At 71.2% G+C, this 13121-nt stretch carries 15 protein-coding genes; 12 read left to right on the forward strand and 3 right to left on the reverse strand.

The window, feature by feature from the left end:
* Positions 1–119: 119 nt before the first annotated feature.
* From FFT09_RS10910 to FFT09_RS10920, 3 genes are read left to right on the forward strand one after another with little or no spacing between them, the layout of a single operon-like run.
* The gene (locus FFT09_RS10910) at positions 120–1151 is read left to right on the forward strand and encodes a DMT family transporter (protein WP_081193399.1); all 1032 of its coding nucleotides are present in this window, start codon (positions 120–122) and stop codon (positions 1149–1151) included.
* Complete coding sequence (locus tag FFT09_RS10915; RefSeq protein ID WP_081193401.1) at positions 1148–2002, forward strand: bifunctional methylenetetrahydrofolate dehydrogenase/methenyltetrahydrofolate cyclohydrolase; 855 nt, start codon at positions 1148–1150, stop codon at positions 2000–2002. The genes FFT09_RS10910 and FFT09_RS10915 overlap by 4 nt, the downstream gene beginning before the upstream one ends.
* An 8-nt stretch (positions 2003–2010) precedes the next feature.
* A complete protein-coding gene (locus FFT09_RS10920; RefSeq protein WP_420852701.1) occupies positions 2011–2298 on the forward strand; it encodes a DUF3017 domain-containing protein in 288 nt (95 codons plus the stop codon).
* 75 nt (positions 2299–2373) lie between these two features.
* Here FFT09_RS10920 and FFT09_RS10925 read toward each other — a convergent pair whose 3' ends face one another.
* Together FFT09_RS10925 and FFT09_RS10930 are read right to left on the reverse strand one after the other, a co-directional pair.
* Positions 2374–3603 carry an MFS transporter gene (locus FFT09_RS10925; RefSeq protein ID WP_081193403.1) on the reverse strand — a complete coding sequence of 410 codons (1230 nt, stop codon included), beginning with the start codon at positions 3601–3603 and terminating at the stop codon, positions 2374–2376.
* A gap of 324 nt (positions 3604–3927) precedes the next feature.
* Complete coding sequence (locus tag FFT09_RS10930; RefSeq protein WP_024876234.1) at positions 3928–4116, reverse strand: DUF1918 domain-containing protein; 189 nt, start codon at positions 4114–4116, stop codon at positions 3928–3930.
* A gap of 209 nt (positions 4117–4325) precedes the next feature.
* Here FFT09_RS10930 and FFT09_RS10935 point away from each other — a divergent pair, with 209 nt between their 5' ends.
* From FFT09_RS10935 to FFT09_RS10950, 4 genes are all read left to right on the forward strand, one after another.
* Positions 4326–5549, forward strand: coding sequence for an NADP-dependent isocitrate dehydrogenase (locus tag FFT09_RS10935; RefSeq protein ID WP_081193405.1), 1224 nt, complete (start codon positions 4326–4328; stop codon positions 5547–5549).
* 68 nt (positions 5550–5617) lie between these two features.
* Entirely contained in the window at positions 5618–6136 is a 519-nt protein-coding gene (locus FFT09_RS10940) for a hypothetical protein (RefSeq protein WP_244231298.1), read from the forward strand.
* Positions 6137–6189: 53 nt separating this feature from the next.
* Complete coding sequence (locus FFT09_RS10945) at positions 6190–6465, forward strand: ribbon-helix-helix domain-containing protein (RefSeq protein ID WP_167305357.1); 276 nt, start codon at positions 6190–6192, stop codon at positions 6463–6465.
* A complete protein-coding gene (locus tag FFT09_RS10950; protein ID WP_138382551.1) occupies positions 6465–6875 on the forward strand; it encodes a PIN domain-containing protein in 411 nt (136 codons plus the stop codon). The genes FFT09_RS10945 and FFT09_RS10950 overlap by 1 nt, the downstream gene beginning before the upstream one ends.
* Positions 6876–6881: 6 nt before the next feature.
* Here FFT09_RS10950 and FFT09_RS10955 read toward each other — a convergent pair whose 3' ends face one another.
* Entirely contained in the window at positions 6882–7820 is a 939-nt protein-coding gene (locus FFT09_RS10955; RefSeq protein ID WP_138382552.1) for a LysR family transcriptional regulator, read from the reverse strand.
* 117 nt (positions 7821–7937) lie between these two features.
* Here FFT09_RS10955 and FFT09_RS10960 point away from each other — a divergent pair, with 117 nt between their 5' ends.
* The 5 genes from FFT09_RS10960 to FFT09_RS10980 all read left to right on the forward strand — a co-directional run bounded on the left by FFT09_RS10960 (position 7938) and on the right by FFT09_RS10980 (position 13120).
* Positions 7938–8822, forward strand: a complete 885-nt coding sequence (locus tag FFT09_RS10960; protein ID WP_024876228.1) for an FAD binding domain-containing protein — start codon at positions 7938–7940, stop codon at positions 8820–8822.
* Position 8823: 1 nt separating this feature from the next.
* Positions 8824–9369, forward strand: a complete 546-nt coding sequence (locus FFT09_RS10965) for a (2Fe-2S)-binding protein (RefSeq protein WP_081193411.1) — start codon at positions 8824–8826, stop codon at positions 9367–9369.
* Positions 9366–11753 (forward strand): aerobic carbon-monoxide dehydrogenase large subunit, encoded by a 2388-nt coding sequence (locus FFT09_RS10970; protein ID WP_081193413.1) that lies wholly within the window; start codon positions 9366–9368, stop codon positions 11751–11753. Before FFT09_RS10965 ends, FFT09_RS10970 begins: the two co-directional genes overlap by 4 nt.
* Positions 11750–12688, forward strand: coding sequence for an XdhC family protein (locus FFT09_RS10975; protein WP_138382553.1), 939 nt, complete (start codon positions 11750–11752; stop codon positions 12686–12688). The genes FFT09_RS10970 and FFT09_RS10975 overlap by 4 nt, the downstream gene beginning before the upstream one ends.
* A 102-nt stretch (positions 12689–12790) precedes the next feature.
* Positions 12791–13120 (forward strand): SH3 domain-containing protein, encoded by a 330-nt coding sequence (locus FFT09_RS10980; protein ID WP_244231299.1) that lies wholly within the window; start codon positions 12791–12793, stop codon positions 13118–13120.
* The last annotated feature ends 1 nt before the right edge of the window (position 13121 follow it).

A 13121-nucleotide genomic window follows, 5' to 3' on the forward strand; every position in this document is an offset into this window, starting at 1 on the left:
CATCGTCGCGGTCTTCCGGGCAACCTACGAGGCCTGACGGCGTGAGCCGAGTGCGGAGGGCCACATTTCACCGGATCGACGCAACCTCGGAACGGGTTCGCAACCAACAATGACCGCCAATGGCTACTGAACGTGCCCGCACGGGCCGCCCGCATCCCTCGACGGTCGCATTCCGGCGCGGGCTGGGCGCTCGGGAGGTGTGGGGGCTGCTCGTCGCCGTGCTGGCCGGTGTCGGGATGGCGGCGCAGAGCCGGGTGAACGGCGAACTCGGGCGCGAACTCGACGACGCCGTGCTCGCCGCGGTGATCTCGTTCGGCGGGGGCCTGGTGCTGTTGCTGCTGGCGCTGGCGCTGTCGCGGCGGATGCGTGCCGGGCTGGGCCGGGTGCGGACGGCCCTGCGTTCCGGCGGGCTGCGGTCGTGGCACCTTCTCGGCGGTTTCGCCGGGGCGAGTTACGTGCTCGGTCAGTCGGCCACGGTGGCGGTCATCGGCGTCGCGCTGTTCACGGTGGCCGTGGTCGCGGGCCAGACCGTGAGCGGGCTTGTGGTGGATCGCTTCGGGCTCGGCCCGGCCGGGGTGCGCAGGGTGACGTGGCCGCGCGGCGTCGGCGCGGCGCTGATGGTGGTGGCCGTGGCGGCGAGCGTGGGCGGCGGACTCGCCGGTGCCGAGCCCGCCCGGGTGTGGGCGCTGGTGCTCCCGGTCCTCGCCGGGGTCGGCATGGCCGTGCAGCAGGCGTTCAACGGGCGGGTCGGCGCCGCGGCGGGCAGCCCGCTGACGGCGGCGCTGGTCAACTTCACGGCGGGGACCTTCGCGCTGCTCCTCGCGTGGGCGGTGTCCCTCGTGGCGGGTGGCGGGCTGCCGGACACGCTGCCCCGCGAACCCGTGCTGTATCTCGGGGGCCTGGTCGGGGTGGTGTTCATCGCGGCGGCGGCCGTGCTCGTGTCGTGGATCGGCGTGCTGCTGTTCGGACTCGCCTCGGTGGCCGGGCAGCTCCTCGGTTCGGTGGTGCTCGACGTCGTGGTGCCGGCCACGGCGGCCGGGGTGGGGGTCACGACCCTGCTGGGTTGCGGTGTGGCGCTGGTGGCCGTCGTCGTGGCCTCGGTGGGCGGGCGCCGCGCGGGCGGGCGCGCTCTGAAAGAATCGGCGCCGTGACCGCGACGATTCTCGACGGCAGGGCCACCAAGGACGCGATCTTCGCCGAGCTGGCACCCAGGGTGTCGGCGCTGGCCGAGCAGGGGCTGCGGCCCGGGCTGGGCACGGTGCTCGTGGGCGACGATCCCGGCTCGCACGCCTACGTGCGGATGAAGCACGCCGACTGCGCGAAGATCGGGGTGGAGTCGATCCGCCGCGAGCTGCCCGCCGACGTGACGCAGGAGGAACTGCACGCCGTCATCCGGGAAGTCAACGCCGACCCCGCCTGCTCGGGCTATCTCGTGCAGCTCCCGCTGCCGAAGCACCTGGACACGGCCGCCGTGCTGGAGCGCGTCGACCCGGCCAAGGACATCGACGGGCTCACCCCGCTGAGCCTGGGGCGCACGGTGCTGAACGAGCCGGGATTCCTTCCGTGCACGCCGCTGGGGGCCATCGAGCTGCTTCGCCGCTACGACGTCCCGCTCGCGGGCGCCCAGGTCGCCGTCGTGGGCCGTGGCATCACCGTGGGCCGGACGCTCGGGCTGTTGCTGACCCGCAAGAACGTCAACGCCACCGTGACGCTGTGCCACACGGGCACGCGGGACCTGGCCACCGAGGTACGGCGGGCCGACGTGGTGGTCGCGGCGGCGGGCTCGCCGGGGCTCATCACGCCCGACATGGTGAAGCCGGGCGCGGCGGTGCTGGACGTCGGGGTGTCGCGCGTGGACGGCAAACTGACCGGTGACGTCGCGCCGGGCGTCGAGGAGGTCGCCGGCCACGTGGCCCCGAACCCGGGCGGTGTGGGGCCGATGACCAGGGCCATGCTGGTGTCGAACGTCGTCGACGCCGCCGAGCGGGCCGCGCGGAGGTGAGCACCGCGGTGGCGAATCAGCGGCGCGACGCGGTGCTGACCCACCTCGCGTTCACGGCCGTGCTCGCGCTGGTGGCGTTCGGCGTGCTGCGGATCGCGATGTACCACTGGCGCGAAGGCGCGGTGCTGATCGGGGGCGCGCTGCTGGTGGCCGCGGTGCTGCGGGCCGCGCTGCCGCACAACCGCACGGGGCTGCTCGCCATTCGCACCCGCACCGTGGACGTGCTGAGCTACGCCGGTCTGGGGCTGTTGATCCTGTTCGTCGCGCTGACCATCACCGGCGGGCCGTTGCGCTGAGCCACCCCGGACACACCAAGGCGCCCCGGCCATGACGGGGGGATGGCCGAGGCGCCTTCGGTGCGGGTCGCGACCTTACGCCGCGACGGGTTCGGGCCGGGGCCCTGGCGAGCTGTCGAGCTCGGGCGGGGTGTCGTCCTCGGCCGGAGTCGCGGCGGGGGTCCGCTTCCGGTCGAAGACGGTCGAGGCCACGGTCAGCGCGAGGCCGACCACGGCGAGCATGGCTCCCACCACGTTGGGGGACACGAGGCCGAAGCCACCCGCGATGGCGAGGCCGCCGAGGTAGGCGCCGATCGAGTTGGCGATGTTGAACGCCGACTGCACGGCGGCGGACACCATGGACTGCGCGCCACCGGCCTTCTCCATGATCCGGGCCTGCATCATCGGGCCGACCATGAAGGAGGTCATGCCCACCAGGAACAGCGTGACGGCGGCGCCGATCTTGCTGTCCGCTGTGACGGTGAAGGTCAGGAGCACGACGGCCAGTGCCGTCATCGCGCCGAACAGACCGGGCAGCGGGAACCGGTCGGCGAGCCTGCCGCCCAGCACGTTGCCCACCGTCATGCCGAGCCCGGCCAGCGACAGCAGGAGCGTGACGCTGGTGGCGTCGTAGCCGGAGACCTCGGTCAGCATCGGGGAGACGTAGCTGAGGCTGGCGAACCCGCCGCCGAGGCCGAAGGTGACGATGGCGAGCGCGAACCACACCTGGGGCTTGCGGAACGCGCCGAGTTCGCCGCGCAGCGAGCTGCGGGGGATGTGGTGCTGGCGGGGGACCAGCTTCGTGATGGCGGCGAGTGCGACGACGCCGATCAGTGCGACCACGCCGAACGTGGCTCGCCAGCCGAACTGCTGGCCGAGGAAGGTGCCACCGGGTACGCCGATGACGTTGGCCAGCGTCAGGCCGAGGAACATCATGGACACGGCCTTGGCCCTGCGTTGTGGCCCGACCAGGGTGGCCGCGACCACGGCCCCGGCTCCGAAGAACGCGCCGTGGGGGAGGCCGGCGACGAACCGGAAGAGCATGCCGATCTCCTGAGTGGGGGAGATCGCGAACAGGGCGTTACTGATGGTGAACACGCCCATCATGGACAGCAGCATGGTCTTGCGGGAGAGGCGTACCGCGACGGCGGTCAGTGCGGGTGCTCCCACCACGACGCCCAATGCGTACGCGGTGATGAAGTTCCCGGCCGCCGGGATGGAGATGCCGAGGTCACGGGCAACCTCCGGCAGCACACCCATCATGACGAATTCGGTGGTACCGATGCCGAAGGCACCGATCGCGAGCGCGAGCAGCGCGATGGGCACTCAGACTCCTTCGGGACGTGGGGATCGGGGGTGTCTTCGGGGAAGTCACGGAACGGATCTGTATCGATCAAGAACCATGACGACGCGACAGTGGATCCGGCAGTGGAGTGATTTCAAGAGAAGCGACGCCCGTGACGTCGTCGTCGCTCAGACCGGTCGCTCAGATCTATCTGTCGTCTAGTTTCAACCCGATAACGGTCCCGTGTCATCCCGTATGAAGGTGACGTCGGCCACCAAGGGGTTTATCGTGCCGGGACATGCTTTTCGCAGGTCGCGTGCAGAACGGAAACCCCGGGCGAGCAGTGGCGCCCGGGGTTCGGCCGCTCACTCCGCGTGCGCTTCGACCTCGCAGTCGGGGCCGGGGAACATGAGCCCCTCGTGGCCGTCCGCGAATCGCACGAGGTAAGGCGGCTCGCCGTGCTCGCCGCGCACCTCGATGATCTGGCCCTCCTGCTCGCCCGAGCCCACGGTCCGCCCGTGGACGCGGATCGTGTCTCCCACGGATGCTCGCATCGCGTACCACCTCCCCATCCCGAGCTTAGGAGCGTGTGCGACACCGGGCGAGTCGGCGATGCGGGGGTGTGACGACCGGTCGGCGGTGGCCGGAACCGGATATTACCGCTGGGTAACCCTGGTGCGCGCACGCGGCACGCCGGTCTACCAGTACGCTTGTACCGCTAGCCGACGAACCGCGAAGACCCGCGAGAGGAGCGTCCCCGCTCATGGCCAAGATCAAGGTCGAGGGCACCGTTGTCGAGCTCGACGGCGATGAGATGACCCGCATCATTTGGAAGTTCATCAAGGACAAGCTCGTCCACCCTTACCTCGACATCAATCTCGAGTACTACGACCTCGGTATCGAGGAGCGGGACCGCACCGACGACCAGGTCACGGTCGACGCGGCGAACGCCATCGCCAAGCACGGTGTCGGCGTCAAGTGCGCCACCATCACCCCCGACGAGGCCCGCGTCGAGGAGTTCGGGCTGAAGAAGATGTGGCGGAGCCCGAACGGCACCATCCGCAACATCCTCGGTGGTGTCGTCTTCCGCGAGCCGATCATCATCTCGAACATCCCCCGGCTCGTCTCCGGGTGGACCAAGCCGATCATCATCGGCAGGCACGCGCACGGCGACCAGTACAAGGCCAGCGACTTCAAGGTCCCCGGCCCCGGCACGGTGACCATCACCTACACGCCCGAGGACGGCTCCGAGCCGATGGAGCTGGAGGTCGCGCGGTTCCCCGAGGGCGGCGGTGTCGCCATGGGGATGTACAACTACCGGAAGTCGATCGAGGACTTCGCGCGCGCGTCGCTGCAGTACGGCCTCGACCGCGGCATGCCGGTGTACATGTCGACGAAGAACACGATCCTCAAGGCCTACGACGGCATGTTCAAGGACGTGTTCGCCGAGGTCTTCGAGAAGGAGTTCAAGGCCGACTTCGACGCCAAGGGTCTGACCTACGAGCACCGGCTCATCGACGACATGGTGGCGGCCTCCCTGAAGTGGGAGGGCGGTTACGTGTGGGCCTGCAAGAACTACGACGGTGACGTGCAGTCCGACACCGTGGCGCAGGGCTTCGGCTCGCTGGGGCTCATGACCTCGGTGCTGCGCACGCCGGACGGCCGCACGGTGGAGGCGGAGGCCGCGCACGGCACGGTGACCCGCCACTACCGCCAGCACCAGCAGGGCAAGCCGACCTCCACGAACCCGATCGCGTCGATCTTCGCGTGGACGCGCGGGCTGGAGCACCGCGGCAAGCTGGACGGCAACGCCGAGCTGGTCGGCTTCGCCAACACGCTGGAGCAGGTCGTCGTCGAGACCGTCGAGAGCGGGAAGATGACCAAGGACCTCGCGCTGCTGGTGGGTGGCGACACGTCGTACCAGACCACCGAGGAGTTCCTGGCGACGCTGGACCGCAACCTGGCCGCGAAGATCGCCCAGAGCTGACGCCCCCGGGCGTGTGCCGCGAAGGCCACCCTCGCTGCGGGAGACGCAGTGACGGTGGCCTTCGCTGCGTGAGACGCAGCAGGGTGGCCTTCGCGGCACACACGGGAGCCGGTCCGGCCTGGGAGGGCCAGTTGCGATTCGACACCACCGTGTTGCCGCCGCGCTGGATGCGGCGGCTGCTCTTCGCCGTGTTCGTCCTCGCCGTCGGCGTCTCCGCGTCGGTGTGGCTGTTCACCGACGGACCGTGGTGGGCCCAGACGCTCGCGACCGTGTTCCTGCTGGGTGTCACGTGGCCGCTGGTGACCCTGCACGGCAGGGTCACCGTCGACGAGCGGGCGCTGACGCTGGCGATGGTGCCTTTGCTGCGCCGTCGCGTCCCGCTGGACTCGCTGACAGCGGTCGAGCTGACCAGCGCCGATCCGTGGAACGACTTCGGCGGCTACGGCTACCGCCCGCTCGGTGACGGGCTCGTGGGGTTCGCCTTCGAGAAGGGCCCCGCCGTGCGAGTGACCACGCGGGAGGGCCGCACCTACGTGATCGCGGTCCCGGGCGCCGGGGCCCTCGTGGCGGTGCTGACGGACGGGTAGGCATGCGGCGGCAGACGGTACCGCGATGGCGCCGTTTCGGTACCATAACCTGCATGGCGATGAACTTGAGGCTCCCTCAGGAGGCAGAGAACGCCTTGCGAGCGGAAGCGCAGCGTTCGGGGCGCTCCCAGCAGGAGATCGTGCGTGCCGCGCTCGACAGGTATCTCTCGGCGGTGCCACCGCAGTCGTCAGCGGAGTCCGATCCATTGCTCCTGAGCGGCAAGGTACTTCCACCTCGGATTCCCTACTACAAGGTGACCCCGACGATGAGCCTGCCCGAAGGGATGAGCAGCAGCTTGGAGCTGCTGGACCGGGAGGACCGGTTCTGATGCGTGTCTACCTCGATACCAGCGCTCTCCTGAAGCGGATTTTCACGGAGAGAGAAACAGATGCGTTCGTGGAGGCGCTGGATCGCTGGCAGGCCGAACGGTCCTTGTTGGTCTCGTCCTCCTTGGCCTGGGTAGAGGTCGCAAGATCGGTCCGTGTTCGGCTTGAGGCACCCTTCGGCGATGTAGAGGCCCAAGTGGACCGCGCCTTGGTCGGAGTAGCCGAGTCTCCGATCTCGCCGGAAGTGATCAGTCTCGCTCGCCGAATCGGCCCGACGAAGCTTCGTTCGCTTGACGCGATTCACCTCGCCGCAGCACTGCTTCTCGATGCGGACCTCGTGGTGACCTACGACGACCGACTCGCCGAAGCCTGTCGGGACGTCGGTCTGCGCGCCACCTCACCCACGGCCTGAGCGCTACTAGGACCAGATCGTCACATGCACCGGCGGCCGGAACCGCGACGGCGGGACGCCGCTCCCGGGCGAGCGCATGAGCTGCATGGCGGCGGGCGTGCCCAGGAAGGAACGCAGCGACGCCGCGGCGGCTGAGCACCGCTGCCGGGCGGGAGTCGTGACGTGCCAGCACAGCGGCGCCGGCGTGGCCGGGGTGGCGAGCACCGTGAGTTCCTGCCGTCGCAGCAGCGGCGCCACCAGGTGTTCCACCGCCACCGAGACCCCGCCGCCGCTCGCGGCCGCCGACCACGCCGCCGCCTCGGTGGGAAAGACCTGCACGCGCCCGTCGGGCACATGCAGCCGCCGCAATAACGTCGCCGTGTCGCTGCCGGGGTCGGCGCCCGAGGGGCCCACCAGCCACGGCCACGCAGGCGGGTGCCCGCTCGCGGGCCTGCCGGGCGGGCCCACCACCACGAGTGCGCACCGGAACACGGGCACACTGTCCAGTTCCGCGTCGGCCAGGGCCGGACCGAGGGCGGCGTCGGCGAGCCGGTGATGCACCAGCACCGGCATCTGTGTGGTGGTGGCCAGCCCCGACGAGACGTCGACGGTGTCGCCGCCGCGCGTGCCGAACGCCGCGAGCAGCGGTCCCGCGACGAACTCGGCGAGGGTGCTGGTGACCGCCACCCGCAGTGGCTCGGGAGCCTCGCGGGTGCGGCGCACGGCCGCGTCGGCGTCGGCGCCGAGCGCCACCATGTGTGACGCGATGGGCAGCAGCCGCCTGCCCGCGGGGGTCAGGGTCATGCCCTGTGCCGTGCGCACCAGCAACCGGTCGCCGTGGTGGTGGCGCAGCGCGGCCAGCGCCTGCGACACGGCGGGCTCGCTGATTCCGAGCACCCGAGCGGCCTCGGTGACCGATCCCAGCCGGGCGACGAGGACGAAGGCACTGAGCTGGCTGAGAGTCATCGCGCACTCCCCTGCGTGAGGCGTGACGCCAGTCACTCACCAGGGTAGTCCCGCGTGGAATAAGGGGCCGGTTATGGCGGCATTGCCCACAGCGCCACCGAGGACGAGCCTCGCGGTATGCAGGTGCCCGCACAGTTCCAGTACGAGAAGGCGACCAGCGTCGAGCACGCCCTCACCCTGCTCGACCGCTACGGCGAGGACAGTGTGCTCGTCGCGGGAGGCCACTCGTTGCTGCCGATGATGAAACTGCGGCTGGCCCAGCCGGAGACGCTGATCGACATCAACGACGTGGCCGAACTGGGGCACATCGGCGTCGATCGCGACGCCGTGACGATCGGGGCGATGGTGCGCCACGCCGACCTGCTGGCCTCTCCGGTGATCGGCGAGCACTTCCCGATCCTCACCGACGCCGAGCGCGTGATCGCCGATCCGGCCGTGCGGCATCGCGGCACCGTCGGCGGCTCGCTGTGCCAGGCGGACCCCTCGGAGGACCTCGCCGCCGCGTTCGTGGCGCTGGACGCCGACGCGCTCGTGCGCGGCCCCGGCGGGGAGCGCACGGTGCCGGTGCGGGAGTTCTTCGCTGGGCCGTACGAGACGGTGCTCGACCCCGGCGAGCTGCTGGTGGCGCTGCGCGTGCCCATCCGCTCGTCCGCCTCGGCCTACGAGAAGGTGGAGCGCCGCTCCGGCGACTGGGCGGTGGCCTCGGCGGGTGCGGCGCTACGCCTCGACGACGGCCACGTCGCCTGGGTGGGCCTGGGCCTGACCGCCGTCGGCGCACCCGGCTTCGGCGCGCCCGAGGCCGAGCGCTTCCTCGTCGGTGGCGAGGCGAGCGAGCAGCGCTTCGCCGAGGCGGGCCGGATCGCCGCCGAGCACTGCAACCCGATGGCCGACCAGCGCGGGCCGGTGGACTACAAGCGCCACCTCGCCGCCACTCTCACCGCCAGGGCCCTGCGCAGGGCCGCGTCCCGGTGGCGCGGCCACCGCACCCACGAGGAGTCGTGACATGGACATCACCGTCACCGTCAACGGCCAGCCCTACACGCGCTCCGTCGAGCCCCGGCTGCTGCTGGTGCATTTCCTGCGCGACGAACTGGGTCTCACCGGCACGCACTGGGGTTGCGACACGTCCAACTGCGGCGCGTGCGTGGTGCTCATGGACGGGGTGCCGGTGAAGTCGTGCACCGTGCTCGCCGTGATGGCGGACCGGCGCGAGATCCGCACGGTGGAGGGACTGGCGAGCGCCGACGGACTCGATCCCGTGCAGGAGGGTTTCCGCGCGGAGCACGGGTTGCAGTGCGGGTTCTGCACGCCCGGAATGATGATGACCGCCCGCTGGCTGCTCGACCGCGACGGCACACCGTCGGACACCGAGATCCGCGAAGCCCTGTCCGGCCAGCTGTGCCGCTGCACCGGCTACGAGAACATCGTGCGCTCCGTGCGCTGGGCGGCCGAGCACGAGGCCGCGGCCCGCGCCGCCTCGGACGCGATCCCCGAGCAACAGGCGGGCTCCACCTCGCCACAACGGTCAGGTTCGGAGGTTGAGGCATGACCACCACCGGTGTTCCGGAGCAGCGCACGATTCCCGTCGGCCACGGCAGCATGCCGCGCAAGGAGGACGAGCGGTTCGTGCGCGGCCACGGCACCTACGTCGACGACGTGGTGCTGCCGGGCATGCTGCACGGCGCCGTGCTGCGCAGCCCGCACGCGCACGCGCGGCTCGTCTCGATCGACACCAGCGCCGCGATGGCGCACCCGAAGGTGCGGGCGGTGGTCACCGGGCAGACGCTGGAGGGCCTGAACCTGGCCTGGATGCCGACGCTGTCGCACGACGTGCAGGCCGTGCTCGCCACCGACAAGGTGCGGTTCCAGGGCCAAGAGGTCGCCTTCGTGGTGGCGGAGGACCGCTACGCCGCCCGGGACGCGCTGGAGCTGATCGACGTCGAGTACGAGCCGCTGCCACCGGTCGTCGACGCGCATCGCGCGCTCGACACCGACGCCCCGGTGATCCGCGACGACGTGGAGGGCCGCACCGACAACCGCGTGTTCGACTGGGAGACCGGCGACCGCGCCGCCACCGACGACGTGTTCACCCGCGCCGACGTGGTCGTCGAACAGGACATGCTGTATCCGAGGGTGCATCCCGCGCCGTTGGAGACCTGCGGCGCCGTGGCGGACATGGACGCCGTCACCGGCAAGCTCACCGTCTGGACCACCTCGCAGGCCCCGCACGCCCACCGCACCCTGTACGCGCTGGTGGCGGGGTTGCCCGAGCACAAGATCCGCGTGATCGCGCCGGACATCGGCGGCGGGTTCGGCAACAAGGTCGGCATCTACCCCGGCTACGTGTGCGCGGTGGTGGGCTCGATCCTCACCGGCAAGCCCGTGAAGTGGGTGGAGGACCGCTCCGAGAACCTCATGAGCACGTCGTTCGCCCGGGACTACCACATGCACGGCGAGATCGCCGCCAGCCGCGACGGCACGATCCTCGGCCTGCGGGTGCGGGTACTCGCCGACCACGGCGCGTTCAACGGCACCGCCCAGCCGAGCAAGTACCCGGCCGGGTTCTTCGGCGTGTTCACCGGCTCCTACGACCTGCAGGCCGCGCACTGTGAGGTCACCGGCGTCTACACCAACAAGGCGCCCGGCGGGGTGGCCTACGCGTGCTCGTTCCGCATCACCGAGGCCGTGTACCTGGTGGAACGCATGGTGGACGTGCTGGCCCACGACCTCGGGCTCGACCCGGCGCGCCTGCGCGAGCACAACCTGCTGCGGCCCTCGCAGTTCCCGTACCGCAGCAAGACCGGGTGGGAGTACGACTCGGGCGACTATCCGAGGACGCTGCGCACCGCGCTGGAGCTGGCGCACTACGACGACCTGCGCGCCGAGCAGCACCGGCGTCGCGACCGCGGTGAGCTGATGGGCATCGGGGTCAGCTTCTTCACCGAGGCCGTGGGCGCGGGGCCGCGCAAGCACATGGACATCGCGGGCCTCGGCATGGCCGACGGCGCCGAGCTGCGCGTCCACCCCACCGGCAAGGCCGTGCTGCGGCTGTCCGTGCAGACGCAGGGCCAGGGCCACGAGACCACGTTCGCGCAGATCGTGGCCGAGGAGCTGGGGATCTCACCCGCTGACGTCGACGTCGTCCACGGCGACACCGACCAGACGCCCTACGGCCTCGGCACGTACGGCTCGCGCAGCACGCCCGTCTCGGGAGCCGCGACCGCCGTCGTGGCCCGCCGCGTGCGCGACAAGGCACGCCTGGTGGCCTCGGCGATGCTGGAGGTCGACCCCGGCGATCTGGAGTGGGAGAAGGGCCGGTTCGCCGTGCGCGGCGACCCCGACTCGGCCAGGACCATCGCCGAGATCGCGCTCGCCGCCCACTCGGACCTCGACCTGCCCGAGGGCGTCGAGGGCCACCTCGACGCGAGTTGCGTCTACAACCCGCCGAACCTGACGTACCCGTTCGGTGCGTACGTGTGCGTCGTGGACGTCGATCCCGACACCGGGCAGGTGCGGGTGCGCGACTTCGTGGCCGTGGACGACTGCGGCGTGCGCATCAACCCCATGATCGTCGAGGGGCAGATCCACGGCGGGCTCGCCGACGGTGTCGGCATGGCGCTCATGCAGGTCATGGCGTTCGACGAGGACGGCAACCACCTCGGCGGCTCGTTCATGGACTACCTGCTGCCGACCACGATGGAGTGCCCGTCGTGGCGGCTCGGCCAGACGGTCACCCCGTCGCCGCACCACCCGATCGGCGCGAAGGGCGTCGGGGAGTCCGCCACGGTCGGCTCGCCCGCCGCCGTCGTCAACGCCGTCGTGGACGCCCTGAAGCCCCACGGCGTGCGGCATCTCGACATGCCGCTGACGCCCGCCGTGGTGTGGCGCGCCATGCAGGGGCGACCGCTGCGCACCGACCTGGCGATCACATGAGCACCTGGTCGCGCGCGTTGTTCGCGCACGCCGAGCGGCTGCGGGACGAGCGGGCGCCGTTCGTCCTCGCGACCGTGGTGCGCGCGCGGCGCCCCACCAGCGCGACCCCGGGCGACCGGGCGCTGGTGCTGGCCGACGGCACCGTGGAGGGCTTCGTCGGCGGCGTGTGCGCGGAGTCCACCGTGCGCCTGGAGGGGTTGCGCGTGCTCGCGTCGGGGCGGGCGACGATGCTGCGTATCACTCCGGACGCCGCGGCGGAAAGCGCGGAAGGCAAGCAGGAGCCGGACGAGCTGGACACCGTCACGGTGGCCAACCCGTGCCTGTCCGGGGGAGCGGTGGAACTCTTCCTCGAACCCCAGCTGCCACCGCCGCTGGTGGAGGTGTTCGGCGACTCGCCGACCGCGCGGGCGCTGCGGGATGTCGGTGCCGTGCTCGACTACGACGTCCGGACCTGCGCCCCCGACCCCGACTTCGGTGACGGCACCGAGACCGCCGTGGTCGTCGCCTCCCACGGCAGGGACGAGGAACCGGTGCTGCGCGCGGCACTGCGGGCCGGCGTCGCCTACGTCGGCCTGATCGCGAGCCCGCGCCGGGGGCGTGCCGTGCTCGACGCGCTGGGCGAGCCGGACGCGGAGCGCGTCCACACCCCGGCGGGGCTCGACCTCGGCGCGCGGAGCCCGCACGAGATCGCGCTCTCCGTGTACGCCGAGATCGTGGCGACCCGCCCTGGGGTGCCGGAACAGCGGCGTGAGCACACGGTGCCCGAGGTCGTCGAGGCGGTCGATCCGGTGTGTGGCATGACCGTGGCCGTGGCGCCCAGCACGCCCCAGTCCTCCTACGAGGGGCGGCGGTACTACTTCTGCGGCATCGGCTGCGCGGAGGCGTTCGCCGCGTGGCCAGCGCGCTACGCCACCAGCGGTGCCCACGCCGGGTGATCACGCGGGAGCGGCCGGTTCCACCGTGCGGACCTGTCGGCGCGGCCCGCGATTCTTCTACGCTGCACGCAGTCCGTGTCGCCGGAGACGAGGAGCCACGGCGTGCTGGGGATACCGAAGCGCACGTTCGTCATCGTGGGCGCCGTCCTCGGCGTCGCGCTCATCTACTCCAGCGGCGCGGAGCAGCGGGAGTCGGAGGCCGAAGGTGCGGGAGGCTCGGGCGAGCAGGCAGCCTGCACTGTGACCGTGACCGCCGACGTCCTCAACGTGCGCTCCGGCCCCGGCACCGGGCACGACGTCGTCGGCAAGTACCGCGAGGACGCGGAGGTGGAGGCCACCACCGAGGTGCGCGACGGTTTCCGCCGCGTCGGCGACGGACAGTGGGCGTCGGACGAGTTCCTGGAACCGGTCGACGGCGCCCGCTGCGAGTGAG

This window comes from Saccharomonospora piscinae (assembly GCF_005862235.1).
Taxonomy (GTDB): Bacteria; Actinomycetota; Actinomycetes; order Mycobacteriales; family Pseudonocardiaceae; genus Saccharomonospora; species Saccharomonospora piscinae.

Excerpts from the sequence above, each read along its gene's own strand:
- FFT09_RS10965 (WP_081193411.1), top strand. The coding sequence starts at position 8,824 with ATGGACATCACCGTCACCGTCAACGGCCAGCCCTACACGCGCTCCGTC.
- FFT09_RS10970 (WP_081193413.1), top strand. The coding sequence starts at position 9,366 with ATGACCACCACCGGTGTTCCGGAGCAGCGCACGATTCCCGTCGGCCAC.
- FFT09_RS10935 (WP_081193405.1), top strand. The coding sequence starts at position 4,326 with ATGGCCAAGATCAAGGTCGAGGGCACCGTTGTCGAGCTCGACGGCGAT.
- FFT09_RS10930 (WP_024876234.1), bottom strand. The coding sequence starts at position 4,116 with ATGCGAGCATCCGTGGGAGACACGATCCGCGTCCACGGGCGGACCGTG.
- FFT09_RS10960 (WP_024876228.1), top strand. The coding sequence starts at position 7,938 with ATGCAGGTGCCCGCACAGTTCCAGTACGAGAAGGCGACCAGCGTCGAG.
- FFT09_RS10975 (WP_138382553.1), top strand. The coding sequence starts at position 11,750 with ATGAGCACCTGGTCGCGCGCGTTGTTCGCGCACGCCGAGCGGCTGCGG.
- FFT09_RS10910 (WP_081193399.1), top strand. The coding sequence starts at position 120 with ATGGCTACTGAACGTGCCCGCACGGGCCGCCCGCATCCCTCGACGGTC.
- FFT09_RS10945 (WP_167305357.1), top strand. The coding sequence starts at position 6,190 with ATGGCGATGAACTTGAGGCTCCCTCAGGAGGCAGAGAACGCCTTGCGA.
- FFT09_RS10955 (WP_138382552.1), bottom strand. The coding sequence starts at position 7,820 with ATGACTCTCAGCCAGCTCAGTGCCTTCGTCCTCGTCGCCCGGCTGGGA.
- FFT09_RS10950 (WP_138382551.1), top strand. The coding sequence starts at position 6,465 with ATGCGTGTCTACCTCGATACCAGCGCTCTCCTGAAGCGGATTTTCACG.